The organism is Cohnella sp. (genome assembly GCF_041641335.1).
In the GTDB taxonomy this organism is placed as follows: domain Bacteria; phylum Bacillota; class Bacilli; order Paenibacillales; family Paenibacillaceae; genus Cohnella.
The window spans coordinates 1-24,900 of sequence record NZ_JBEPYQ010000046.1 but is presented as its reverse complement, the minus strand read 5'-3'; the positions used below and the strand labels follow the sequence as shown (position 1 = coordinate 24,900).

General features: G+C 55.9%; 18 protein-coding genes and 1 pseudogene. 13 read left to right on the top strand and 6 right to left on the bottom strand.

Annotation, left to right across the window (positions count from 1 at the left end; genetic code table 11):
- The first annotated feature begins 34 nt into the window (after positions 1-34).
- The 5 genes and pseudogenes from ACESLM_RS16120 (at position 35) to ACESLM_RS16100 (ending at position 5,813) form a co-directional block, all read left to right on the top strand.
- Positions 35-2,707: a YhgE/Pip family protein gene (locus ACESLM_RS16120; RefSeq protein ID WP_372632605.1), complete on the top strand. Its 2,673-nt coding sequence runs from the start codon at positions 35-37 to the stop codon at positions 2,705-2,707.
- A 104-nt stretch (positions 2,708-2,811) separates the two neighbouring features.
- A complete protein-coding gene (locus ACESLM_RS16115) occupies positions 2,812-3,552 on the top strand; it encodes a Bax inhibitor-1/YccA family protein (RefSeq protein WP_372632604.1) in 741 nt (246 codons plus the stop codon).
- A 201-nt stretch (positions 3,553-3,753) separates the two neighbouring features.
- Positions 3,754-4,383 carry a hypothetical protein gene (locus tag ACESLM_RS16110; protein ID WP_372632603.1) on the top strand — a complete coding sequence of 210 codons (630 nt, stop codon included), beginning with the start codon at positions 3,754-3,756 and terminating at the stop codon, positions 4,381-4,383.
- 102 nt (positions 4,384-4,485) lie between these two features.
- Positions 4,486-4,812: pseudogene (locus tag ACESLM_RS16105) on the top strand (toxin-antitoxin system TumE family protein); the annotation flags it as partial.
- 146 nt (positions 4,813-4,958) lie between these two features.
- Entirely contained in the window at positions 4,959-5,813 is an 855-nt protein-coding gene (locus tag ACESLM_RS16100) for a DMT family transporter (protein WP_372632602.1), read from the top strand.
- 87 nt (positions 5,814-5,900) lie between these two features.
- Here ACESLM_RS16100 and ACESLM_RS16095 read toward each other — a convergent pair whose 3' ends face one another.
- Together ACESLM_RS16095 and ACESLM_RS16090 are read right to left on the bottom strand one after the other, a co-directional pair.
- The gene (locus ACESLM_RS16095) at positions 5,901-6,851 is read right to left on the bottom strand and encodes a metallophosphoesterase family protein (RefSeq protein WP_372632601.1); all 951 of its coding nucleotides are present in this window, start codon (positions 6,849-6,851) and stop codon (positions 5,901-5,903) included.
- Positions 6,844-7,713: an alkaline phosphatase family protein gene (locus ACESLM_RS16090; protein WP_372632600.1), complete on the bottom strand. Its 870-nt coding sequence runs from the start codon at positions 7,711-7,713 to the stop codon at positions 6,844-6,846. The genes ACESLM_RS16095 and ACESLM_RS16090 overlap by 8 nt, the downstream gene beginning before the upstream one ends.
- A gap of 333 nt (positions 7,714-8,046) precedes the next feature.
- Here ACESLM_RS16090 and ACESLM_RS16085 point away from each other — a divergent pair, with 333 nt between their 5' ends.
- The 5 genes from ACESLM_RS16085 to ACESLM_RS16065 all read left to right on the top strand — a co-directional run bounded on the left by ACESLM_RS16085 (position 8,047) and on the right by ACESLM_RS16065 (position 14,945).
- The gene (locus ACESLM_RS16085; protein WP_372632599.1) at positions 8,047-8,928 is read left to right on the top strand and encodes an ABC transporter permease; all 882 of its coding nucleotides are present in this window, start codon (positions 8,047-8,049) and stop codon (positions 8,926-8,928) included.
- 20 nt (positions 8,929-8,948) lie between these two features.
- Positions 8,949-9,839 carry a carbohydrate ABC transporter permease gene (locus ACESLM_RS16080; protein WP_372632598.1) on the top strand — a complete coding sequence of 297 codons (891 nt, stop codon included), beginning with the start codon at positions 8,949-8,951 and terminating at the stop codon, positions 9,837-9,839.
- A 63-nt stretch (positions 9,840-9,902) separates the two neighbouring features.
- Entirely contained in the window at positions 9,903-11,426 is a 1,524-nt protein-coding gene (locus ACESLM_RS16075; RefSeq protein ID WP_372632597.1) for an ABC transporter substrate-binding protein, read from the top strand.
- A 124-nt stretch (positions 11,427-11,550) separates the two neighbouring features.
- Complete coding sequence (locus ACESLM_RS16070) at positions 11,551-13,299, top strand: sensor histidine kinase (RefSeq protein WP_372632596.1); 1,749 nt, start codon at positions 11,551-11,553, stop codon at positions 13,297-13,299.
- Complete coding sequence (locus ACESLM_RS16065) at positions 13,230-14,945, top strand: response regulator (protein ID WP_372632595.1); 1,716 nt, start codon at positions 13,230-13,232, stop codon at positions 14,943-14,945. The genes ACESLM_RS16070 and ACESLM_RS16065 overlap by 70 nt, the downstream gene beginning before the upstream one ends.
- 80 nt (positions 14,946-15,025) lie before the next feature.
- Here ACESLM_RS16065 and ACESLM_RS16060 read toward each other — a convergent pair whose 3' ends face one another.
- From ACESLM_RS16060 to ACESLM_RS16045, 4 genes are all read right to left on the bottom strand, one after another.
- Positions 15,026-17,167: a glycoside hydrolase family 36 protein gene (locus ACESLM_RS16060; protein ID WP_372632594.1), complete on the bottom strand. Its 2,142-nt coding sequence runs from the start codon at positions 17,165-17,167 to the stop codon at positions 15,026-15,028.
- 91 nt (positions 17,168-17,258) lie between these two features.
- A complete protein-coding gene (locus ACESLM_RS16055) occupies positions 17,259-18,584 on the bottom strand; it encodes an ABC transporter substrate-binding protein (RefSeq protein ID WP_372632593.1) in 1,326 nt (441 codons plus the stop codon).
- A 124-nt stretch (positions 18,585-18,708) separates the two neighbouring features.
- Positions 18,709-20,358, bottom strand: coding sequence for a response regulator transcription factor (locus tag ACESLM_RS16050; protein WP_372632592.1), 1,650 nt, complete (start codon positions 20,356-20,358; stop codon positions 18,709-18,711).
- Positions 20,351-22,189 carry a sensor histidine kinase gene (locus ACESLM_RS16045; RefSeq protein WP_372632591.1) on the bottom strand — a complete coding sequence of 613 codons (1,839 nt, stop codon included), beginning with the start codon at positions 22,187-22,189 and terminating at the stop codon, positions 20,351-20,353. The genes ACESLM_RS16050 and ACESLM_RS16045 overlap by 8 nt, the downstream gene beginning before the upstream one ends.
- A 174-nt stretch (positions 22,190-22,363) precedes the next feature.
- On the opposite strand from ACESLM_RS16045, the gene ACESLM_RS16040 reads away from it, so the two are divergent.
- From ACESLM_RS16040 to ACESLM_RS16030, 3 genes are all read left to right on the top strand, one after another.
- Entirely contained in the window at positions 22,364-23,254 is an 891-nt protein-coding gene (locus tag ACESLM_RS16040) for a carbohydrate ABC transporter permease (RefSeq protein ID WP_372632590.1), read from the top strand.
- Complete coding sequence (locus ACESLM_RS16035) at positions 23,254-24,084, top strand: carbohydrate ABC transporter permease (protein ID WP_372632589.1); 831 nt, start codon at positions 23,254-23,256, stop codon at positions 24,082-24,084. Before ACESLM_RS16040 ends, ACESLM_RS16035 begins: the two co-directional genes overlap by 1 nt.
- A gap of 678 nt (positions 24,085-24,762) precedes the next feature.
- On the top strand, positions 24,763-24,900 hold a 138-nt coding region (locus ACESLM_RS16030), incomplete at its 3' end, for a transposase (RefSeq protein ID WP_372632624.1).

The following is a 24,900-nucleotide window of genomic DNA, read 5'->3' as shown; positions in this document are numbered from 1 at the left end:
CATCATGAGAATGCAAACGGTGGGAGACAAGTCTATGCGTGCCATATGGAAAATTTACTCGACGGATTGGCTGAACATTTTCAAGGTGCCTACGGGGATTTTGCTGATTGTGGCGATCATCCTGCTTCCTTGCCTGTATAGCTGGGTGAACATCAAGTCGGTCTGGGACTCGTACGCGAACACTTCCGGCGTGAAGGTCGCGGTCACGAACGAGGACCGGGGAGCGACCGTGCTGGACAGAAGCATGAACATCGGAGAAGGGCTGGTCGACAATTTGCGGAGCAATCCGAAGCTGGGTTGGACGTTCGTCGACCGCGAGGAAGCCGAGCGCGGGGTGGATAAGGGAACGTATTACGCGAGCATTCTCGTGCCCGTCGACTTCTCCGAACGGATTACGGGAATCGCCCAAGGCCGGCTCGACAGGCCCGAGGTCGTCTATACCGTCAACGAGAAAATCAATGCGGTCGCGCCCAAGATTACGTCTTCGGGCGTGTCCGCGATCGCCGAGCAGATCAACGAAAGCTTCGCGGAAGCGGTCAGCGAGGCTCTGCTGACGAAGCTTCAGGAGGTCGGCGTCCAGGTCGAAGAGCAATTGCCCACGATTCGCAAAATCGAGGGAGGCATCTTCGATCTGGAGAGCAAGCTTCCGGAAATTCGGGCAGCCGGGCAGAAAGTGCTGGAGCTGGAAGGGAAACTCCCGGATATAAGGGATAAAGCGCAGATGATTACGGAAGTTGAAGCCCGATTGCCGGAGATCGAACAAGCCGCGGATCATCTGCTCAAGCTTCAGAGCAACTGGCCGAAAGTCGAAGCGTTAGCCTCGGAGGTGCTGGCTATCCAGGAGAAGCTGCCGCTGATCCGGCAAGCGGCGGACCGGGTGGCCGGGCTGGAAGGCAACTTCGACCGGATCGCGGAAGCGATCGCGCTCGCTTCGGACAAAGCCGCTCAGGCAATGGACATCGTCGCTGCGGCGCAGGAAGCGCTGCCTCGGGCGGCGGAGATTGCCGGCAAGGGCGTCGCTTTCGCGGACGCGCTTAACGGGTTTCTGGCGGCGAACGCCGGGGCGTTCGAGACGGTTGCTCCGCTCGTGAAGCAGAATCTGATGCTGGCGCAGCAAGCCGCCGATTCCGTGACTTTGCTGACGGGTCGGCTGCTCGCCGTCGATCCCGAGAAGCTGCCGACCGCGGAAGAGGTGCGCGCGGTCCGAGACCGGTTGGCTGCGGCGTCCGGAGCGCTCGGGCGGACGGCGGAACTGCTGGAGCGGATCAACGGCTACTTGCCGGGGCAGCCTCTGAGCGATGCGTCGCAGCGCATTCGGTCCGCGGCGGAGCGGATGAACCGGCAGGCGGAAATTCTGGGCGCGATCGCATCCGGGCTGGAGAACGGCAAAGCTCCGATGAAGGAGCCCGTTGAGCGGCTGAACGCGCTGTCCAAGGAGACGAGCGAGGCGCTGGGCGTCGTGCTGGCCCGTTACGACAGCGAGATCGTTCCGGTGATCGCGCAAGGGCTCGGCAAGCTGACGGAAGCTGCGGGGACGTCCGCCGAATTGCTGCGCGACGCGCAGGCAAGGCTTCCTGACATCGAAGCGATTCTGGCGGACGCGCAGGCCGGGCTGAACTTCGGGCAAGGGGAGCTGAATAAGCTGCAAGGGGATCTGCCGCTGATTCGGGAGAAGGTGCACGAGCTGGCGCAAGCTTTCGGTCGGAAGGCGGAGGCATTCGAGCAGGCCGTTAACCTCGCGGCTCCGTTCGTGCGAGACGAGCTTCCGGCTATCGGAAGAAAGCTCGATCAAGCCGCCGCGTTCGTTCGCAGCGATCTGCCCGAAGCGGAGCGGGAGCTGTCCAAGCTGGCCGACTTCGTTCGCGTCAAGCTGCCGGAGATCGAGTCCGGCGTACACCGGGTGGCCGGGCTGGTCAGGGACGACTTACCGGAGCTGGAACGTGCGGTGCGCACGGCGGCGGACAAGCTGCGCGAGGTGGAGGAGGACAACCATTTCGCGGAACTGGCTAAGCTGCTGAAGGGCGACATTCGGAAAGAGAGCGAGTTTCTGGCTAATCCCGTGCTGATCAAGGAGAACCGCAAATATCCGATTCCGAATTATGGCTCGGCGATGTCCCCTTTTTACTGCGTATTGTCTCTGTGGGTCGGCGCGACGCTGCTCATCTCCTTGCTCAAGACGGAGCCGGACAATCGGGAGGGCTATAAACCGTATCAGCTATTCGTGGGACGCTTGGGGACTTTCGCGACGATCGGACTTTGCCAGGCGCTGTTCATTACGCTGGGGGACATTTTCATTCTGGACGCTTATGTGGCCGACCCGCCCGAGTTCGTGTTGTTCGCCATGCTGGTGAGCCTTGTATTCGTCACGATCACGTATACGTTGCTGTCCGTGTTCGGCAATGTGGGTAAAGGCATCGCGATCGTGTTCATGGTGTTCCAATTCTCCAGCTCAGGGGGCACGTTCCCGATCAGCACGACTTCTCCGTTCTTCCAGGCATTGAACCCGTTCATGCCGTTCACTTACGCGATCAGCCTGCTGAGGGAGGCGGTCGGCGGTATTCTGTGGGAGACGGCGCTGAAAGATATTCTCGCGCTTGTCGTCTTCATCGCGCTCAGCCTGATTCTGGCGCTTGCGCTCAAGCGTCCGCTTAGCGGAATCATCCACAGGTCGACGGAGAACGCGAAGAAGACGAAGATTATCGCCTAGACGCGTACTGGAGAGAGGCTGCCGGCTCAAGTGCTTTTGCTATGGAAGCCGAACGGGGACAAGTGCTATAATTGGAATAATCTTACGGAAAAGGTGGGTTTGGAATGATTGGACGCAGCGGGAATCCGACTTTAAGCGATAAAGCGTTCGAGAAAACGGGACATTACGGCGGAACGGACCGAATGACGATAGACGGCACGGTGAACAAATCGTTCATTACGCTGGCGATTCTGCTCGGCGCCGCTTTCGTGACGTGGTCGATGTTCTTCAACGGACAGAACGTGGTTCCGTACATGATCGGAGGAGCGATCGGCGGTTTGGCGGTCGCGCTGATCATCAGCTTCAAGGCAACGACCGCGCCTTATCTGGTGCCGGTCTACGCGGCGCTTGAAGGTGTTTTCCTCGGGGCGTTGTCCGCCAACTACGAGTCGCTGTACAACGGCATTACTTTGCAGGCTTCCTTGCTGACGATGTGCGTCTTCGTCGCTCTGCTGCTCGCGTACAAGGCGCGGATCATCAAGGCGACCGAGAACTTTAAGCTCGGCGTATTCGCGGCGACAGCGGGCATCATGCTGCTGTATCTGGCCAGCTTCGTGCTCGGCTTCTTCGGAATCACGATTCCGTATTTGCACGACAACAGCTTGATTGGCATCGGGATTTCCCTCGTCATCGTCGTCGTGGCGTCGCTTAACCTCGTGCTCGACTTCGATTTCATCGAGAACGGCTCGCAACAGGGCGCACCGAAATATATGGAATGGTACGGAGCGTTCGGTCTGATGGTGACGCTCGTCTGGCTGTACATCGAGATGCTTCGCCTGTTGGCCAAGATCGCCAGCCGGGACTAGGGCATATTGCACGAAGAAGAGCTGCTTCCGCAACTTTGGCGGAGCGGCTCTTTTTTTGCGGTTAAACGAGCTGATCGTATCGAAGGATCATACTTGAATCATTTCTGGGGATAATGTTGCATAGAATGGTTTAAGTTTTGATTTAAGTTATGTTGAAGTTTTGGTTTAACTTCTGTAAAATGGGGGTACGAGGTGATGTTCATGTCTACAAAACAGGAACGTGAATTGGTCATAGAGAAGAGTGAACAAGTGCTGGAGCGTGCGATCAAACAAGCGGACCCCGAATTTTACCGAGCCTTCAGCAATATGCTGCATGATTATATTCTAGTAACTAACCCGCGAAAGCGAGTTGAATACCGAAAGGATCTTCCTGAACTGATTCGTTTCATCGCAGAAACCGTTGATCAAGCACAACCAGTGCGAGCATACTCGACCGGTGAACTCGCCAGAATTTTCGGCGTATCAGTTCAAGCTATCAACAAATGGATTGATGAGGGCAGATTTCTCGGCTACAAGCGGGAGGGTAAGAATCGTCACAATCGTATTCCGGAGTCATTATCTTTCGTGATGCGTACCGGAGAGGTGCTTCGGCTCCAGGAAGTCGTGGCAATGTACGAGCGGCAACAGCAAGAGCAACAATCGGGAGAAGGGGCCGCAGGCAACCACCGAGATACTGTACTGGATGAAATCTCGCGATTGATGAAGAAGCATGGCGGTACGTACGAGATGACGTTGGGAGCAAAAGCGGAGCGTACCGCCCCAGAGGAACGAGATGCCTCGATCTGGCTTGCGCTTCTCGATGAGTTGAGGGAAATCAATGAAGCGAAATAACGCTGATCTCTATGGGACGAATTTCGAGTTCTTGAAGCGGTCTTTCCCGGATCTGATCGCTTCGATCGAGGATGGGTTTTTCGGAGAGGAGCCAAGCAGGGGGCGTTCGTTCGCAAGACAATCCAATTCGTTGACAACACCTATATGACGGTATTTGAACTCATCGATATCAAGACGGGCAGAAAAAAGAAGTATCAGTACGATTGGGAATACCAGCGGGGTAATCAATGGAAGTGGCATAATGAACCCCATGGGCAAAAGCAGCTTCAGACAACAACAGAACCCGACCATATGCACCATAAACCCGTCGGGGTAACGGAAGAGCGGCGATATCCCAATTTCGGTCATCACGATCTCTTTACGATTATGGAAACCATTCATACTCATATGGAAATCGCAAAACAGAAAAAGATGGACAAGCCCCGGTAAATGCCGGGGCTTTTAGTATGCTGCGCAATCGACCCAAGAAGTTTATATCACTTATGAACTTGTATTTGCTTGCTTTATATTGTTTTTAATTTGTTTTATGTGTTAACATAGCGTTAACAAAAGTGTTGAAGGCGGGGTTATGCATCATGGTTGCAGTCTCCATCGTTCTCGTCCTATGCTCCGGACTCGCTCATGCTGTGTGGAATATGTTCGCCAAGCAAAGCACGGACAAACCGGTGTTTCTATGGGCGATCTACGCTCCTTCGACGATCGTGCTGCTGCCCGTGCTGATCAACGAGCTGTCCGGAAACCAGTTTTCACCGCGCGAATGGCTGTTCATGGGCGTGTCGCTGCTGATGCAGAGCATCTATGCGTTTCTGCTCGCGCAAACGTACAAGGCGGGGGATCTGTCGCAAGTCTACCCGATCATGCGCGGGATGCCGACGCTGCTTACGCCCGCGGCGGGGGTGCTGCTGCTTGGAGAATCGCTGCCGATGTGGGGGTGGATCGGAATCGGCTGCATGCTGATCGGATTTGTCGTCATGGTCGGGCGGCGGCAGGATACGGGTGCGGGGGCGTCTTCCGTGAGACCCATTCTGTTGGCCGTCGGAGTCGGGTTATGCATTACGACGTATACGCTGGTCGACAAGGTGAATCTGGGGTATATGTCCCCGCTTGCCTTGCTTGAGGTGACGAACATCGGGTTTTTGTTGGGATTGACTTCGTCCGTATTGAAGCCGAGCAGGCTGAAGGCGGTTGTCCGCCGTCATCGGAACATTCTCTGGCTGGGGGCGATTTTGTCCCCGGGCTCCTATCTGTTGTTCCTGTTCGCGGCCAGAACGGCCGACGTTTCCACGGTAGCTCCGCTCCGGGAGGTCGGAATCGTATTCGGGACGCTGTTGGGGCTGCTCGTGCTGAAAGAGTCGCAGGGGGCCCGCCGGCTCGTCGCTTCGGCAGCCGTCGTGACGGGAATTATGATGATTGCGATTACGGGGCAATAAAGAGAAGAGAGCGTCGAAGCTTCGGCGCTCTCTTTGCCTATGAGGGGGTTCGTCTGGCCCGCCGCGCAGCAGAATTAAAGAAATGAATTACCTCTGCCCAGGCAAACGTCCCGTCGGCTGGTGGAGAGGCTGGTCGGCCAGCACGGCGCCGTCGGCGAGGCGGATCCAGGTATCGAAGCTTCGCTCGCCTTCGCGCAGAGAAATAATGCGGGCTCCCGGCATAAAGGGGCGATCCAGATAGGCGTTGCGCGTCGTGCGCCCGTAGCAGAGGCGGATGCCCCGCCAATCGCCCCAATAATCGTTGCCGTGGTCATGCCCGACGAAGGTGCCCATGACGTCGCCCATCTCGATCATCGCCGCGAACAAGCCGGAGTTGATCCATGGGGCGCAGCAGATGTCGTGACGCTCCCCGTAGCAGACGCTAAAGTCCCAGACGTCGTTGTACTCGGGCAGCGGAATGTGGAAGAAGGCGAGCGCAGGCAGCGGAACGCCTCCGTTGCCGTCGGTCAGCCGATAGGACTGCCTCGCGTACCAGTCGATCTGGTCGCGGCGTATCCAATCGTAGAAGCCCATTCGGCTGTACTCCAGCGGAGAATAGCTGCCGGAATCCAGGAAGTACAGGGCCGCGGAGTCCCTCCCGTCCCGCCCTTTCACGCTCAGTACGTAGTTCCCCGATCCGTGTACGCCCTGAGGATCGGGCTTGGCATAGTTCAAAGGATAAGTAAGCTGAAGGGCGTGCAACTGCTCCCGCGTGATGGCGCCTTCGGAGTCGTGATTGCCGAAGACGGCCGTCCACGGAATCTGCGCGCGCTCCGGAACCGAGCAGGCGCGGCGGAACGCGCCCGCCGGGTCGGGATGTCCCGCCGAGGCGATGACGTCGCCGGTGTAGACGACCAGATCCGGACGCTCCGCCTCCAGGATGGAGAGCATCATCGCTTCCATCGCGCGCTCTTCTTCGCTCTCCGCCGAGAACTCCGGGTCGGTGAATTGCACGATCTTAAAGGTCCCGTCCTCGCGAAAGCGCAGAGCTTTAGCCATTGTCGGTCTCCGCCTTTCCGCCGTCCGCCTCCGCGTCTTCGTCCAGAAGCCCTTCCGGCAGCCGCGCGTCCCAACCCGGCGTCTCTAGTCCCAGCGCCAACGCCGCGATTGCCGCCGTATCCGTAATGGACACTCTGCCAGGGAGAACCCCCTGACGGATGCCCGGGCCGATGCAGCCCCAGAACACGTTGCGGTCCATCGGATGCGGGCTGCCGTGGCCGTGCTTGTTTTCGCCTCCGCCCCCGTGGTCGGTCAGCAGCACGATAAGGCTGTCTGCGACCAGATCAAGCGCCTCCAACCTCTCCAGCACGCGCCCGATCCGTTCATCCGAGCCCTTGATCGCGGCCAGGTAGTCCGGGGAATCCGGGCCGTAGCCGTAGCAGTGACCGGCTCCGTCCGGCTCGTCGAGCTGGAGGAACAGCAGCCGCACGTCGGGGTTGACGCCGATGTAGGCGAGCAACTCCTCGGTCAGTCTCTCGTCCGACAGAGAGAATTTATGAACGCCGATGTTATCCTCGATGATCCCCGAATTGATCGGGGCCCATGCGGAGAAGGCGGCCAGCTTAGCGTCAGGCAGCTGTTCCCTAGCCAACCGAAACAGGGAAGGATAGGGGGATTGGATCGAATATGCCTCCGAAGCCGCTTTATCGTTGTCAAGGCCGTGCTTGTCGGGCGTTACGCCGTGCAGGACGGAGCCCCAGCACTCCGCGCTGATGGTCGGCATCTCGGCCTGAGCATTGTAAGTATAGGCACCGCGCTTCAGCCATGCGTCCAGATAAGGGGTGTCGGCCTGCTGTACGAAATTGCCCGCCCCGTCCATTCCTAAAATAAATACTCTTTTTACGTGGTCCGAGAGTTTCATGTGATGATCCGCTCCTCGCGTCCGTTATAGGAATCTATATCCGGTGAACCAAGGTTCAGCCGCTTGCGACACCCTAAGCATAAGAGCGGCGAATCTGCCCGTCAACAAGCGCTTTCGCATTCTGCGCAACAAGTCACATCCGTTTCATCGGGAAGTCATCATCTTAGTAGTGGCCGGCCTCGAAGCATCCCTATAATAGGCTCATGAGTTACGCAACGAGAGAGGATGAACCTGATGGAAGCGCTTGCGTCTGCCAGTCGAACGAAACCTGCGGCAACCCATGCAACTGCGAGCCGTTCGCGCCATTTTCTGAGACAAATAAAGAAGTACAAGATGCTGCTGTTGATGACGCTTCCGGGTCTGGTCTACCTGTTCGTGAACAACTACATTCCGATGTACGGAGTCATTCTGGCTTTCAAAAACTTGAATTACGTCCAAGGCATCTGGGGCAGCCCGTGGGTCGGAACGGATAACTTCAAGTTTCTGTTCAACTCTCCGGACGCCTACTTGATTACTCGCAATACGATTTTGTACAACGTCGCCTTTATCATCGTCAACCTTGTGCTCGCTTTGACCGTTGCCTTGCTGATCAACGAGATCAAGGAGAAAGTGGTCGCCCGCTTCTATCAGAGCACCTTCTTGCTGCCTCACATCATCTCGATGGTTGTTGTCGCGTATCTCGTCTACAGCTTTCTGAACGCGGACAACGGGTTGGTGAATCGGCAGCTTTCCAGCTTGTTCGGCTTCGATTCCATTTCGTGGTACAACGAACCGCAGCACTGGCCGTACATTCTCGTGATTGTGAACGCCTGGAAGGGCGTCGGGTTTCTGGCGATCATTTACTTCGCCGCGATTATCGGCATCGACAAGGAATATTACGAGGCCGCTATCATCGACGGAGCCGGCAAATGGAAGCAGATGACGAGCATCACGCTGCCGCTGATCGCTCCCGTTATTATCGTTATGACGCTGCTGGCGATCAGCTCGATTATGCGTTCGGATTTCGGTTTGTTCTATCAAGTGACGATGAACTCGGGCCCATTGATGCCGACGACCAATACGATCGACACGTTCGTCTATCGGGCGATGGTGAAGCTGGGCGACATCGGCATGTCGGCCGCGGCCGGATTCTATCAATCCGTCGTCTGTTTCTTCCTGATCCTGGGCGCGAACTTCGCCGTCCGCAGAATCAGCAAGAACGACGCTCTATTCTAATCCGAGGAGGCGCACTTTAGATGAATCGTATGAGCTTTGCGCGCGTTTCCTTCATTCATCTGTTCTTCGGAGCGTTCGCGATCGTATCGATATTCCCGTTCCTGCTAGTATTCATGGTCTCTATTACGGATGAGAGCTCAATCGTTCAGAACGGCTATTCCATCCTGCCAAGCAAAATCAACTTCGCCGCCTATTCGTTCCTGTTCAACGACTTCGCGCAGATCGCTCGCTCCTACGGCGTGACGATTGCGGTCACGCTGATCGGAACGGCCGTCAGCCTGCTGATTACGTCCCTGTTCGCCTACCCGCTGTCGCGCAGAGGGCTGCCCATGCGCCGTACGCTGTCTTTTATCCTGTTTTTTACGATGCTGTTCAGCGGCGGGATGGTTCCGTGGTATATGACCTACGTGATGATGTTCGGGCTGAAAAACACGCTGCTCGCGATGATCATCCCCGGCCTGATGCTCAGCGCCTTTAATGTCCTGCTTATGCGCAGCTTTTTCGCTAATACGATTCCCGAGTCGATCATCGAATCGGGCACGATCGACGGGGCGGGGGAGCTGACGATTTTCCTCAAGCTGGTCGTGCCGTTGTCGGCGCCGATTATAGCGACGATAGGGCTGTTTAACCTGCTGGCCTACTGGAACGACTGGTATAACTGCATGCTGTTCATCGACAAGCCGGAGCTCATGAACATTCAATACTTGATGACGAAGACGCTCAACAATGTGCAGTTTCTGATTATGAAGGCGGATACCTCCAGCCAGGTCGGCGATCTGATCGCCAAGATGCCTACGGAGACGGTGCGCATGGCGCTGGCCATTATCGGCGTCGCTCCGCTGCTGCTCGCATATCCGTTCTTCCAGAGGTTCTACATTAGCGGCATTACCAGCGGCGCTGTGAAAGGCTGATAGCGCGGCTGCTCAGTTTCAATATAGAGGACTTACTTAATGAGACGAGAGGAATGATGGGGCATGAAGAAGAAACTGATCGCCGGGGGCTCATTGGTTCTGGCAACCGCATTGACGTTAGGCGCGTGCGGACAAAGCAGCAGTGGAGGGAGCCAGCCGTCCAAGGAAGCCGGGGCATCCGGCAATCCGTCCTCATCTGCATCCTCGGGAGCTGCGGGGTTGGAGCCGTACAAGCTCACATTGGTCTATCCGGGCTCGGCCCAGCGCGATATGGCTGACGTTCAGGAGGAAATGAGCAAATATTTGACGGAGAAAATCAACGCTACCGTTGAACTGAAACCGATCGACTGGGGCTCCTGGACCGACAAGACGAATCTGATGAAAATATCGGGCGAAACGTTCGACCTGATTTTCACCGCCGGCTGGTACGGATATGCCCAGGACGTGTCCAAGGGACAATTCCTGGAGCTGAACGACCTGGTCGCGAGCCACGGGAAGGACATTCCTCAAGTGCTGGGCGACGACTTTATCAAAGGCGCGCAAATTAACGGCAAGCTGTACGGCGTGCCGACGAAGAAAGAGTTCGCGCAGGGCTTCGGCTTCCTGCTGAACAAGGATCTGGTCGACAAATACAAGTTCGACATCTCCGGCGTGAAGACGCTGGAGGAGATGGAGGATATCTTCAAGACGATCAAGGCCAACGAGCCTGACGTGGTGCCGATCGTCAGCAACCGTTTCTCCAACACGTGGCATGCGTCCAACTACGACGGTAAAATCTCCCGCGACAGCAAAGAGCTTAAAGTCGTCGACGATCTGGAAGATCCGAAGTTCATCGATTTCCTCAAGCGGATGCGTCAGTGGAATTTGAACGGTTGGTTTGACAAGGACGTCGTCACCTCCGACGACAGCGACCAGGCAATCAACATGATCAAAGCCCGCAAAGCCTTCGCCATCGGCCAATCGCTGAAGCCGGGCAAGGACAAGGAGATGACCGTTACGACAGGCGTACCGCTCGTGCAGGTGGAGACGGCGCTGCCGTACACGACGACGGGCGAAGCGCAAGGAGCGATGCTGGCGATTTCCCGCACGTCCAAAGATCCCGAGCGCGCAATGATGTTCCTGAACCTGCTGTATACCGACGCCAAGCTGCTCAATATGCTGGATTGGGGGATCGAAGGCAAGCACTATGTCAAAGTGACCGATAACGTGATCGATTATCCGGAAGGCGTCACCGCGGAAAGCCAAGGCTACCCGAGCCCGGGCGGCTGGATGTTCGGCAACCAGTTCAACTCCTACCTCTGGGCGAACGAGGATCCGGACAAATGGGAGCAGTTCGGCAAATTCAACGACAGCGCGGAGCGTTCTATCGCACTTGGTTTTACGTTCGACGAGACTCCGGTCAAGGCGGAGATGGCGGCGATCGGCAATGTCGAGAAGGAGTTCGGAGCCGTGCTGCGCGCCGGAGCGGTCGACGTAGAGGAGACAATCGCGAAGTTCAAGGCGAAGCGCGACGCGGCCGGCTACCAGAAGGTGCTGCAGGAGACGCAGCGTCAACTGGATGAATGGGCGAAGGCCAACGGAAAATAAACAAGGTTGAAAGCGGGGCTGGAGCAAGTTTTCCAGCTCCTCCTTCCTTTTCTCGCAGGGGCGGAGTATGACATAATTACGGCATAAGAAATCTAGTTTCCCGATCCATCGAGGAGGCCGAACGATGAATCCCAAACGCTCTCTGCGCTACAAACTAATCGTCGGCTTCGTCACGATCGCGCTGCCGCTCGTCTGCCTGCTGCTCTACAGCAACTACATGGCCTCGAATTCGGTGCGGGAGCAGGCGGCGGAATCGAATCGCAGCATGATCGCTCTCTATTCGAATCAGATTCAGTCGGCGCTGGCCGTCGAGACGAACTATTTGTACGATCTGGCTTCTTACGACGCCGATATTTTGTCATTGGGCAGGCTGGACGGGGAGTCCAGCGAGTACACGTTGACGAGGGTGCGGATCTTGAACAGCCTGAGCCGCTACAACCGGTTCGACAGCAGCGTCGACACGCCGTTCGCGTACTCGGTCGCGCACCGGGATTTTATTCCGACGCAGATCCGGAGCGGGAGCTACGACGAGATGCTGCGAATTCGGGAGTGTCTGGAGGGGCGTCTGGAGGAGGCGCGGCCGGGCAGCCCCTATTTTACGCAGTGGAAAGCCATCTCCTGCGGCGATACGTACGGTTTGCTGCGAATCGTCGATTCCGGCTCGGGGGTATACCTCGGCGCGTGGGTCAGGCTCGATCATCTGATGGTGCCGCTGGAGTTGATTCAATTAGGCAGGGAGGGCTTTGCCGCCTTCGCGAGTCTGGAGGGCGAGCTGCTCCACGGAGGGGCGGCCGCCAGCGGCTTGAGCGGATGGCCGGTCATCGACTCCGCGGCCAACTACCAGAGGCTGAAGGGAGAGGACGACACCTACGTCGTCGTCAGCCATCCGGTCGCGTCGACGGACGTCAAGCTGGCCGCTTTTATCCCCGAGCAGGGGATGCTGCAAAATCTGTCGCGGTTCCGCGAGTTCATCTCGTGGATTCCGGTGTTCGTCGTCGTGCTGCTGTCTCTCTACCTGCTCTACTTGAACCATATTATTATCCGGCCGATGAACGAGCTGCTTAAAGGGATGAGGACGCTCAAGAGAGGGGATTGGGCCTTCCGCCTCGCGGGCTCTCCGTCCAGGGAGTTTCATTCGGTCAACGAGAGCTTCAACGATATGGTCCAGCAGATCCAGACGCTGCAGATTCACGTCTACGAGGAACAGATTCGCACGCACAAGGCGGAGCTGAAGCATCTGCAGCTGCAGATCAATCCCCATTTTCTGCTCAACAGCATCAACGTCGTCTACAACCTGGCCCAGATCAAAAATTACGGCGTCATTCAGGCGATGTGCCTGAATCTCGTGAAATATTTTCGCTTCGCGACCAAGACCGGTCAACCCTTCGTAGCCCTGGCGGAGGAGATGGAGCATATGGACAGTTACCTGCGCATTCAGCAGCTTCGTTTTCCGGGGAGAATTACGTACCGAATCGAGGTGGGCGACAACGCCGGGGACATTCCGATTCCTCCGCTGATCGTTCAGCCGTTCATCGAGAACGCCGTCAAGCACGGATTCGATTTTATGGACGAACCGTTTCATATCGATATTCAGGCGCGGATCGATCGGGAGAGCTGCCTCATCCGGATCGCCGACAACGGCTCGGGATTTCCGGAGGAGGTTCTGGAGGAGCTGCAGAGCGGGAGCTATTTCGAGAGAAATGACGACCAGCACCTGGGGATGCGCAACAGCTACCACCGCCTGCATCTGCTGTACGGCATCGGAGCCAGATTGTCGCTGGGCAACGGGCAGGATTCGGGGGCATGGGTGGAGCTGGAGATTCCCGCGGAGAGCAAGGAACAGTCGGATTGGCTAATAAGCCGGAGCGGATAATGCCGGAGGTGACAAGCTTGCGAGTGCTTATCGTGGATGATGAGATGTACGCCGTCATGGGCATCAAGGATGCGATCGATTGGCGAGGACTGGGCGTAACCGACGTCTGCGAGGCTTACAATATGAGGGAAGCGGTGAAAATTCTCGAGCGTCTGCCGGTCGATGTCATGATCTGCGATATCGAGATGCCGAAGGGGACCGGAATCGAGCTGCTGGAGTGGGTGAACGAGCGGTCTCTTGGCTTGGAGACGATTTTCCTGACCGCGCACGGGGATTTCCGGTTCATGCAGCGGGCGATACAGCTGAGCAGCTTCGACTATATCATGAAACCCGTGGAGTTCGACGTTCTGGAGCAGACGATCCGCAGGGCGCTGGAAGCGGTGGAGAAGAAGAAGGCCGAGCTGGCGCTGACGGAGCAGTATAAGCCGTATTACGAGCTGTGGAACAAGAAGAAGACGGTGCTCAGCGAGAAATTCTGGTACGATCTGCTTGCCGAACGAATCGTGGCCGGTCCCGGGGACGCGGAGCGTCTGCCAGCTGAGTACGGCATTGCGCTTCAGGCGGATGCGAAGCTGCTGCCGATCGTGGTCAGCGTGGAAAATTGGAAGCGGGAGCTCAGCACGCGGGACGAGGAAGTGATGGAGTACGCGATTCGCCAGTCGGTGGCGGAGATGGTCGTCGCGGACTCCCGGGGAGAGGTCGTGCAGACAAAGCATGGGGTCGCGGCGGCGATTCTGTACGTCTCTGCCGAGGAAGAAGGCGCGTTGCGCGATTGCGTCGGGGAGCGATGCGGGCGGTATATCGAAGCCTGCGGGGCGTATTTGAACTGCTCGGTATCCTGTTATATCGGAGAGCCGGTCCCGCTGCACGAGCTGACGGATAGGTACAAGGCGCTGCTCGCGCTCGAGTACAACAACTTGAGCGAATCGAACCGGCTCAACTGGCTGAGCAAGCAGGAGGCGGAGCCTGCGGCAGATCCGCGTCTGCCGGATTTCGGGCCGTGGACGCTGCTGCTGGAGAACGGCAAGGCGGAGGAGCTGGGAGCCCGGCTGGGCGCGAGCCTGCGGGAGCTGGCCGCGGATCGCCGGTTCGGAGCGAGCGCGCTTCAGGCGTATTATCTCGGATTTCTGCAGATGGTCTATTATCTGCTGCAGAAGAAAGGGCTGTCGGCGTATCGGCTGCTGCAGGACGCGGGCATCCCGGCCGAGGCAGCTCCCCGCACGCTGGAGCAGATGGAGGATTGGGGCGTCCGGCTGATTCGCACGGTGCACCGGTATTTGTTTCAGGAGGAGTCGACGATCGACCGCCTGTGCGCGTACATTTCCGAGCATCTGGCCGAGAACGTCACGCGCGAGGTGCTGGCCGGGTACGTCCACCTGAATCCGGCGTACCTCTCCCGACTGTTCCGTAAAGAGAAAGGGATGAGCATCACCGACTACCTGCTGCAGGAACGGATGCGGATCGCCAGGGAGCTGATCGAGAGCTCGACGCTCCCGATCTCGGACATCGCGCAGTCGGTCGGCTACAGCAACTTCTCCTACTTCGCCAAAATGTTCAAGAAGGTGCACAATGCCAACCCCCAGCAGCTTCGTAAGCTGTCCGGCTGCTCGGGGGGAGCGGCCGGCGGCTGGATTGCGGAAAGCTGAAGGCGGGAGAGGCAGGCCGCTCCGGGCAGGCCGCTCCGGGCAGGCCGCTTGCCTCGCGCAATAGCGGTCTGCCAGACCGTTTAAGTGGCCGGAGTCCGCCCGGAGGTTGCGTATAACGGCCTGCCAGACTTCAAGACCAACTCGAATAACCGCGCAGTCTTCGCCGAAGGAAGACGAACCGTCAGCTCCCCGCGCTCGTTATCCCAACTCCATTCGGTGTCCGCGGCTTGCGGATACGCGCACCGAATCTCCGCTCCTCGTGCCTTCAGATCCGCGAGCGGCAGCCGGATCTCCGCTTCGTCCCCGCCGACTCTCCACACCGCCAAGTAAACGCGGTTCTCATGACGGAGTCCCAAGCTGACCCATTCATCCTGTTGCGTAGGCAACCCTAGCGGCCAGAAAGGCAACGCCTCGCGGATATCTTCGCGAATCGTCTTGTAATAATCGAGCGCTTCCTTGACGAGCTCCCTTCTCCGCGGGCTGAGCTCCGCCAAGTGGCCGCTTTGGTGCACGCGAAGGAGCAGCGCGTTGACCATATTGAAGACGACCTCCTCGTCATCGCCCTCCCGCAGCGGGTAAGACCAAATAGCCGATTGCTCCGGCGTCAGCGCAGCCGGCGAGCTCGCGGCGATAGCCGCATAGTTCGCGTAATTCTCTTGGTCGCTGGTGGACTGTATGCTATGCCGGCTCAGCATCGCATAGTCCATGCGCATGCCGCCGCTCGAGCAGTTCTCGATGACGAGCTCGGGATAACGCTCGAAGATCCCGTCGAGCCAAGCCAAGTAAGCGCGATTGTGCTGCAACAGCCCGTCTCCGCAGCTATCGGACGCCATCTCGGTTCCGATGCCGGCATTGATGTTGTAATCCATCTTGATATAGCCGACTCCGTAATCCTCGACCAACCGCCGAATGACCTCGTTCGAATGGGCAATAACCGCCGGGTTGCGGTAATCGAGCTGGTAACGGCTGCGATCCTTGACCCTCGCTCCGTGCCGCATGAAGAACCAGCTATCATCGGCATCCGCGAGCTTCGGACTGTTAATGCCCATCACTTCAAGCTCCAGCCATAAGCCCGGAATCATCCCTTTGCCGCGGATATAGTCGAGGACGTATTTGATTCCTTCCGGGAATCTTTCCGCCGATGGCATCCACTCGCCTACGCCGTCCCACCATTCTCCCGCCGCGTACCATCCGGCATCGATGCAGAAATATTCGCAGCCTACCTCTGCCGCCGCATCGATCAAGGGCAGCAGCTTAGCCGTAGTCGGCGATCCCCACAAGCAATTCATATAATCGTTGAAAATAACCCGAAGCTCGCGATTATCGGCGTTATCCCTGCGAATCCGGCGTCTGTAAGCCGTCAACTGCGCAATGGCCTGTTCGAATCCGCCGTTTACCGCGCCGACCGCTACCGGTACGGTGAGAAACTCCTCTCCCGGCTGCAGCTTTTTCCACCAGTGGTTGTCATGCTCGGTAGGCCCGCTGATCAGCAAAGTGAGCCAATCGACTTGATCGATGATTTCCCAATGCCACGATCCATTGTGCTCGATTTGCCAGAATAGGCTCGCGCCCGCTTCCTTGTTCTCCAGCACCGCCATTGGAATATGCTCCGATGCGGACCATGAGCCGGTATTGCTGCAGCTCACCCGTTTGGAGCCTCTATCGATAACATGGGATAACCCCAGCTCGGGAAGCTTGTACGTTCTCCATTGCAGCTCGCTTTGCCAACCGTTGTGGGCGATGGAAAGCTCCATTTTGTCATCGCGATCCCAAGCCCCCTCCTTGTCCAATCCGGTCAAGGCGAAGGAGGAAACATACTCTACGCCCACCGTCTCTACGCCCGTATTCTTAAGCGCGACCCAACAACGAACCGTCTGAACTCCGTCGTAGAACTGATAATGCTGCGCCGCTTGCAGCCCGGTTACCGGGTCTTTCAGGAACAGCTCGAACTTGCGCCCAATCTCGTTGCGGGTATCGCTATGCCGTTCATAAACCATTCGCAAGCCCGGGTATGTGGCCCGGTGCGTCCGCCCATGATACTCCGCGCGATCCTCCCCGGTCAATTGCAGCTCCATTAGACGGAACCCCGCTTTCCGGCTTTCCTTGATCCCTCCCTCTTCCATAGGCCGCGGCCCGAAATGCAGCAGTCTGACATCCCCCGAATCCGCGATCTCGATGCTCAAGTGGAGCCCGTTCTCCGTTACATCGATCCGTTTGCTCATCGTTTCCTCTACGCCCTTTCCTTTTACGAATGTGATAACGAAAAGCCTCCAACCCCACGGTTATGTGGCATTGGAGGCCGAGTCGAACGGTTTATTGCGAGGAACCGAATTGAATCCATGCTTTTTGAATTTCGTCGACGGCTTGGTCTTTCTTTTTGCTTCCGCCGATGTAAGCTTGCATCAATTCGCCGAACTTCTGGTGGAACGTATCGAGCGAGTAGTTAACCGACAGGTCTCCGGATTTTTCGGTTTTAAGGATTTCTACCATTTGCTTAGGCATATCCAGATCCGGCATCGGAGCATCCTTGATCGGAGGGATAACTTTCGCTACGTTGGAGAACCATGATTTGCCGTAGTCCGAAGTGTACAGCCAGTTGAAGAACTCGATCGTTTCCTTCGCGACTTTGGAATCTTTGTTAATGCGCAGCGCTTGATCGGCGCCCGTGATGATCTGGGATTGCTCGGCTTTGTCGCTTACAGGGTAGCCCATGATTCCCAATTGGAAGTCGGGAGTGATTTTCTTGATCGCTTCTTCGTCCCACGCGCCTTTACCGGTCATGAACGCCGCTTTGCCGGAAGCGAAGTCGCTTACTTCGGCGTTGCTGTCGCGTTCAAGCGGCTTGTCCGTACCGTGTTTTACCGTTGTATCGATGAAATCGAAGAAGTTGTTATACAGAACCGGGTGGTCTTTGAACGTCGTGTCGCCCGCGATGAACTGATCGACAAGCTCTTTCGGACTGATGTTGGCGTCTTGGGCGGCCGCGTCTACGAAATGTTGGGCGATATGCTTCCATACCCACCATTCCTTGTACGCGTTCGCGAACGGCGTAATGCCTTTGGCTTCGAGTTTCGCGATCGCGTCGGCAAGCTCGGCCGTCGTCTTCGGAGGATTCGCGATCCCTGCGTCGGCAAGCAATTTCTTGTTGTACATTAAGACGAACAGATTGCCTTTGACCGGAAGTCCGAGGACTTTGCCGTCGGAGGAGCTCATGTTCGAGCGAACCGCATCGGTCATGGCCGCCGCAAGAGGCTCGTTCGTCAAGTCGGCGCTATATTCCGCGTAAGTGTCGATATCTCCGCCAGCCGTCGTTTGGAATACGTCCGGCGTAGTGCCGGCAGCGATTCTCGATTTGAGGACCGTGTTGTAATCGGCTTGCATGATCTCAAGATTAATCGTTACGTTAGGCTTTACTTTCTTGTACTCCGCGATATAAGCGTTGAAAGCGTCCGTATATTCGGGAGAGGCAGTGAACATGTTGATCGTAACCGGTTCGTTCGAGGCGCCGCCTTCGGCTGTTCCGGTAGCGGTCGGGCTTGCGGCGCCGTTGTTGGCCTCGTTGTTGCTGCCGCCGCATGCGGCGAGTATCCCCGCCATCAGCACTAAGCTCATGGACAGCGAGCCAAATCTTTTTAACATTGTGATGCCCCCGTTTCATAGGTTGAATGATCGACTACGATGCCTATTCTAAAGAATAAGCGGAAGGATAAGAAGGTACATAAGTGAAGAGTTGAGGGTAAAAAAGTGGTCGGATGCGTCCTGTTCACTTTTTATCCGTTGTCGTATGTCCTTCGCGATACTCCGTTGGCGATACGGAGTAATAATTGCGAAAAGCTTTGCTGAAGTAATTCTTATCCTTGTAGCCGAGCATGGCCGAGATGTCTTGGATCTTCAGGGTCGGGTCGTCTAACAGCTGCTTGGCCTTATCCATTCTCACCTTCTGTACGTATTCGTGAATCCCGACTCCGAACTGCTGCTTGAAGAGCTTCATCAAGTATTCCCTGCTTAGAAAATATTTCTCCGTAAATAAAGAAATTTTAATGTCCTCGAAGTAATGATTGTCGATATACGCCTTAATATCCCCCGCCTCGAAAGGCCGATTGGAAGTCAATGAACCTCGTATCTCGTTCCCGTAATAATCAAGCAAGCGCATCAACAAATGTTCGTATTGATCGAAAGTGGCGAAGTCCGCTCCGATTCCGACTTCCCTCAGAGCGTTCCGTCCGTTAATCGGCAATCTTTCGGGAGCTACTTTCAGTTCAATGGCCACGTCATTCATCAGAATGACGAATTCCTGCAGGGCCCGATCCGCTTCGCCGATGCTGATCTTATCCCTCGTTCGCCACTTTCCTACGCAATCGATCAGGATGCTCTTCGCGTGGGACAGGCTTCCGCTCTCCAATGCGCTCCGAATAAGCGGGATGCGACCGACCAGCGAATGACTATCCGGGCTCGCGGTCTGCTCCGTAACGGAATTCACGACGACCGCCTTATTCAGCGTTAACAGGTCGATTCCGTTAATGAACGATTTGGCGGACTCATACGATGCCGAGAGCCCCATCACGTCGTCGTAGATTTCGCCGATTCCCACGACGACGAGCGTACCGAACAGCTCGGCCAATTTCGTAGCGACTTTCTTCATCCGGTGAACGGACCGGTAAACCATATCTTCCCGATACCCGCCGTTCATCGTGACGACGGTAATGATCTCCCGCTCCTGCTTCGGGTTGGCGAAGCTGAAGCATTGAAATTGATCGCCCGCGATTTCGTTAATGACGTTCGCGGTGGCGAAATGCAGCAGGTCCACATCCTTATGAAACCGGCTGATGCTGATCTCTTCTAGATTCAGCACCCGGATGACGACCGCGGAGAAGCGATTGGCCGGATCATCGGCCCCGATCAGAGGGAGCATGGCATCGCTTAGCGGATTGTTGTTGCTTCGTTCGATAATCGAGACATAGATCTTTTCCTTCAACTTCGGCAATGACATATTCAGCGTGATGTTCTTGCTGATGGACTCGTTCTCCATCTTCCGCTTCGCTTCGAGCACATTGACCGCTTTCACGAGCGCTTGGTTCAAATCGGCCCTATTGACCGGCTTCAACAAGTAGTCGACGACCTTGGAGCGTATCGCTTGCCTCGTATATTCGAAATCGTTGTATCCGCTAATGACGATCGTCAATAGATCGGGATAGTCCCTCTCGATGATTTGCAGCAGCTCCGTTCCGTTCATGACGGGCATCTTCATATCGACGATAGCGAGATCGATTTTGTGCTCCGCCAGCATCGACAGACCCATCTGCCCGTCCGTAGCCTCCAACACCTGCTTGACGCCCAAGCCTTTCCAATCCCCCAATATGCGAATGGCTTCGCGCAAAGGTTCCTCGTCGTCGATGATCAGTACATTAACCATGATGTCCACTCCCCCGCGGTAACCGCATTTCCATTTCCGTCCCCGATTCATCGGTGCGAATGCGCAACTCCGCATTTTCCCCATAGAGCAGCTTCAAACGGGTGTTCAAATTAACAAGTCCGATACTCTCGTTGTGCTGATCGCGCTCGCCCCAGCCTTCTTGGAACGATTGCAGCACTTCTCCGAGCTTGCCGCTTGCGAATCCCGGCCCGTCGTCTTGCACAGTTATGACGAAATGGATGGGTTCCATCCGGGCCGTTATCGTAAGGGTTACCGTGCTCGACACCTTCTCCAAGGCATGCTTGATGGCGTTCTCGACGAGCGTCTGGATGGACAGCTTCGGAAGCTGCAGCTCCATCAGCGTTTCGTCCCAGTCGTACGCGACCTGCAGCCGGTTGCCGAAGCGAGCCTTCTGCAGCCCCAAATACCGTTCGATATGCTTCAGCTCTTCCCTCGCGTACACGACGTCTTTGCCGCTTATGCAATATCTAAGCGTCATCGCCAGCGCATCGACCATATCCGCGATATCGTAACGATCGTTCTTCAGCGCTTTGGTGGAGATCGCCTGAAGCGCATTGTAGAGAAAATGCGGATTAATCTCGGCTTCCAGCGCCTTAAGGATCGCGTTTTTCTCGACCAGCTTCATTTTGTACCGCTCGTTGATCAAGTCGTTCGTTCTTTTCACCATTTGGTTGAAGTGACGGGAAAGATAAGCAATCTCGTCCCGCCCTTCCACCTTCGCTTCCGCATCGAAGTCCCCGGAGCTGAAGCGGCTCATCTGGTGGGACAGCTTCTTAAGCGGTCTCGTAATCGCATTCGAGGTGAAGGTGACGAGAACGACCGACAGCACCAAGAACACAAGTCCGATCATGAAGCTCAAATTCCGCGTTGTCGTCGCCGCTTCGTAGATTTGCTTGTAAGGAACCGGTTTGATCAGCTTCCAGCCCATCGATTCGCCAACGTTGTAGACGACGAGATCTTTATGATCCCCTTGCTCCCAAGTCAAGCGGCCGGTCGGCGCGGGCGGTAAACGTTCAATGTACCCGGCGCTCTTCACTTTGGAGTAATAGTCGAGATCGTCCGAGTAGAACACCTCGTCGTCCGGACTTAAGAACAACAAATGCTGTCCCTCGTCGAACGGGACGTCTTTTAGGATATCGTTGACGGCGGACTTATTGAAATAGAAGGAGAGGATCGCTTGCGGTTGCCGGGTCGCGATCGTTCGCAGAACCCGATGGTACGCCATGAAGCTCCTGCTCGTATCGATCGCGTAGCCGGTCTCCGATGCCGAGCCGACGAACGATTGGAAGATGCTGTTGGAGGGGCTGTCCAATGCCTGCTTGTACCAGGGCATGTCCTCTATGACAGGAATCGAGCCCGTGCGTACCGTGATATTATAATTCTCCTTCGTAATGGAATAATACTTCTGCCGATCGACCAAGTAGAGCGAGATCGTCTCGAGATCCTTCCGGGAAAAATAAAGCTCGCGCAAATAGTCCTCCAAATAAATTCTTGAAGCATAGTCCGTTTCCTCATGTACCAAGGCATTGTTCAGCTCGTCATACCGGATTTGCGGCAAGGACAGCTGCTCGATTCCGTTTAGATAACTCTCCAGGTTCCGATTCACCAAGAGCAAATTGTTCGTCGTGCTGGAGATGCTATTGTCCACGGATTCCTTCTGGAGAATCTGATACGAGATGATCGTCAAGGACGCGACCACAAGAATGATAATCGAGGTAAACAACAGGATGAGCTTGTTTACCAGCCTCCGCGAAATTCGTTCGATCAGGGAGGAGCCCGATCTGAAAAGCCGTTTAGCGACATTGCCCATACGTAAATCGCAACCTCATTCCGTTCACCTTTTTACCCTTAATTGATTTCTTAAATCCATTTTTGCGGTAAAAGGTCTATTTTATAATACACAGTATAGTTGAGATCATACCGTCATGTCCTATTCGGACGATATAGCCATTTTGTGAAGCAGGGCGGAGAGAGGTGTTTAGTAATGTTCAAATCGTTAGGAAGAAAATGGAGCGAAAAGCTGGAGTTCGGCCTATTCACGTTGCCGGTGCTTATCTGTATCGCCGTTGCCTTCTATATTCCGTTTGCCATGACGATTCGATACTCCTTGTTGAAATGGAACGGGATATCCAAAAATCCGAAATTCATCGGATTGGATAACTTCAAGCAAATTTTCATGGGCGACGCCAACTTTACGAATTCGGCCTGGTTCACGGTAAAATACGCGATTCTCTACATCGTGCTCGTTAACGTGCTGGCGATCTTGCTTGCCGTCATCCTGGACATGAAGCTCAAGAGCTCCACTTGGTTGAGAACCGCATTCTTCATTCCGTATATCCTTAGTCTCGTTATCGTCGGATTCATCTGGAAATTCATCTTCATGCAAGGCTTCGAATCGCTAGGGGCCAGCACGGGGTGGGGAATCTTCAAGCTCAGCTGGCTAGGGGAACCGGGGCTCGCCTTCATCTCCATCGTGCTCGTCTCCATCTGGCAGTCGATCGGATTCTACATGGTCATCTACATCGCCGGCTTGCAGTCGATCCCCGAAGACCTGAAGGAGGCGGCAACCGTCGACGGCGCCAGCCCGTTCCGCAGATTCATCAGCATCACGCTGCCGCTGCTTGCGCCATCGATTACGATATCCGTGTTCATGGCTTTGACGAACTCCATCAAAGTATTCGACGTCATCCTGTCCCTAACGGGCGGAGGCCCTGGCGGAACGACTTACAGTATCGCGTTCGATATCTATAGAGATACGTTCCAGAACAATATGTTCGGATACGGAACGGCCAAAGCGCTTATCTTGTTCGTTGCCGTTCTGATCGTAACCTTGATTCAACTGACTCTGTTCAAGAGACGGGAGGTTGAAGCCTAATGAAAACCAACAAAGCAGGACGCATCGCGCTGGAAATCGTTATGGTGCTCCTCTCTCTTGTGTTCCTATATCCGTTGTTTTTGGCAATCAACAACTCGCTCAAGAGCTTCGGCGAAGTGATGAGCGACGTGGTCGCTCTTCCGAAACAGCTCGCGTTCGACAACTATTCCTACGTGTGGTCGTTCATTAACTACCCGCGGTTGTTCTTGAACAATACGATCATCACGGTAGTCGGCCTTGTCGGGATTATCTTGGTTTCGTCTATCGCCGCCTACAAGCTTTCCAGGACGAAAAGCCGATTTAGCGCGATTCTGTACGTGATCTGCATTATGCCGATGTTGATTCCGTTCCAATCGATCATGCTGACGGTGCTTCGTCTGTCTCAAGATCTCCATCTCAACAACAGCACATGGGGACTCGGCGTGCTCTACTGGGGCTTCGGCGCTCCGCTGGCGGTGTTCATCTACCACGGCTTCGTGAAGGGAATTCCGAAGGAGATCGACGAAAGCGCGACGATCGACGGCGCATCGGGCTTCCGCTTGTTCTTCAGCGTGATCTTCCCGTTGCTGAAATCCGTTACGACAACGATCATTATCATCGACGTCATGTGGATCTGGAACGACTTCCTGCTCCCGCTCTTAATGGTCAACGGCTCTCCGTCCACGAAGACGCTGACGCTTGCGGCGTACACGTTCGTCGGCCAGTATACGTCCGACTGGCAATATGCGATGACCGCTATGGTCATGGCCGTGCTGCCGTCCATCATCGTGTTCATCTTCCTTCAGAAGTTCATCGTCAAGGGCGTCGTCGCCGGCGCTGTAAAAGGATAATAAAAAAGGTCCGTCAGGGCGGCTGGAGCTGCCTCCTGTGGACCTTTTTTAATGGTCGGAATCCGCCCGGAGGCAGCGTCTAACATTCTGCCAGACCGTTAAAGGGTCGGGACCCGCTGGGAGGTTGGGTCTAACGGTCTGCCAGACCGTTAGATGGTCGGAATCCGCCCGGAGGCAGCGTCTAACGGTCTGCCAGACCGCTAAGTGGTCGGAATCCGCCGGGAGGCAGCGTCTAACGGTCTGCCAGACCGTTAAGTGGTCGGGACCCGCCGGGAGGTAGTGCTTAACGGTCTGCCAGACCGTTAAGTGGTCGGGACCCGCCGGGAGGCAGCGTCTAACGGTCTGCCAGACCGTTAAGTGGTCGGGACCCGCCGGGAGGTTGGGTCTAACGGTCTGCGAGACCGTTAAGTGGTCGGAATCCGCCGGGAGGCAGCGTCTAACGGTCTGCGAGACCGCTAAGTGGTCGGAATCCGCCGGGAGGCAGCGTCTAACGGTCTGCGAGACCGTTAAGTGGTCGGGACCCGCCGGGAGGCAGCGTCTAACGGTCTGCGAGACCGTTAAGTGGTCGGGACCCGCCCGGAGGTTGGGTCTAACGGTCTGCCTGGAGCTAGAATAAAAAGTGGACACCTCATAAGAGCAGACAGATAATGAATACAACAAGAAAATGAGGTGTCCGGTATGGGGGAGCAAAGACAGCATTACAGTGAAGAATTCAAAGAGCAAGTCGTTCGGTACATTCAGGAGCAGACGAAGACACTGCCTCAAATCGCAGAAGAACTGAATGTACCGAAAGGGACGATACGCCAGTGGCAAGCG

Excerpts from the sequence above, each read along its gene's own strand:
- ACESLM_RS16120 (WP_372632605.1), top strand. The coding sequence starts at position 35 with ATGCGTGCCATATGGAAAATTTACTCGACGGATTGGCTGAACATTTTC.
- ACESLM_RS16115 (WP_372632604.1), top strand. The coding sequence starts at position 2,812 with ATGATTGGACGCAGCGGGAATCCGACTTTAAGCGATAAAGCGTTCGAG.
- ACESLM_RS16110 (WP_372632603.1), top strand. The coding sequence starts at position 3,754 with ATGTCTACAAAACAGGAACGTGAATTGGTCATAGAGAAGAGTGAACAA.
- ACESLM_RS16100 (WP_372632602.1), top strand. The coding sequence starts at position 4,959 with ATGGTTGCAGTCTCCATCGTTCTCGTCCTATGCTCCGGACTCGCTCAT.
- ACESLM_RS16095 (WP_372632601.1), bottom strand. The coding sequence starts at position 6,851 with ATGGCTAAAGCTCTGCGCTTTCGCGAGGACGGGACCTTTAAGATCGTG.
- ACESLM_RS16090 (WP_372632600.1), bottom strand. The coding sequence starts at position 7,713 with ATGAAACTCTCGGACCACGTAAAAAGAGTATTTATTTTAGGAATGGAC.
- ACESLM_RS16085 (WP_372632599.1), top strand. The coding sequence starts at position 8,047 with ATGCTGCTGTTGATGACGCTTCCGGGTCTGGTCTACCTGTTCGTGAAC.
- ACESLM_RS16080 (WP_372632598.1), top strand. The coding sequence starts at position 8,949 with ATGAATCGTATGAGCTTTGCGCGCGTTTCCTTCATTCATCTGTTCTTC.
- ACESLM_RS16075 (WP_372632597.1), top strand. The coding sequence starts at position 9,903 with ATGAAGAAGAAACTGATCGCCGGGGGCTCATTGGTTCTGGCAACCGCA.
- ACESLM_RS16070 (WP_372632596.1), top strand. The coding sequence starts at position 11,551 with ATGAATCCCAAACGCTCTCTGCGCTACAAACTAATCGTCGGCTTCGTC.
- ACESLM_RS16065 (WP_372632595.1), top strand. The coding sequence starts at position 13,230 with ATGGGTGGAGCTGGAGATTCCCGCGGAGAGCAAGGAACAGTCGGATTG.
- ACESLM_RS16060 (WP_372632594.1), bottom strand. The coding sequence starts at position 17,167 with ATGAGCAAACGGATCGATGTAACGGAGAACGGGCTCCACTTGAGCATC.
- ACESLM_RS16055 (WP_372632593.1), bottom strand. The coding sequence starts at position 18,584 with ATGTTAAAAAGATTTGGCTCGCTGTCCATGAGCTTAGTGCTGATGGCG.
- ACESLM_RS16050 (WP_372632592.1), bottom strand. The coding sequence starts at position 20,358 with ATGGTTAATGTACTGATCATCGACGACGAGGAACCTTTGCGCGAAGCC.
- ACESLM_RS16045 (WP_372632591.1), bottom strand. The coding sequence starts at position 22,189 with ATGGGCAATGTCGCTAAACGGCTTTTCAGATCGGGCTCCTCCCTGATC.
- ACESLM_RS16040 (WP_372632590.1), top strand. The coding sequence starts at position 22,364 with ATGTTCAAATCGTTAGGAAGAAAATGGAGCGAAAAGCTGGAGTTCGGC.
- ACESLM_RS16035 (WP_372632589.1), top strand. The coding sequence starts at position 23,254 with ATGAAAACCAACAAAGCAGGACGCATCGCGCTGGAAATCGTTATGGTG.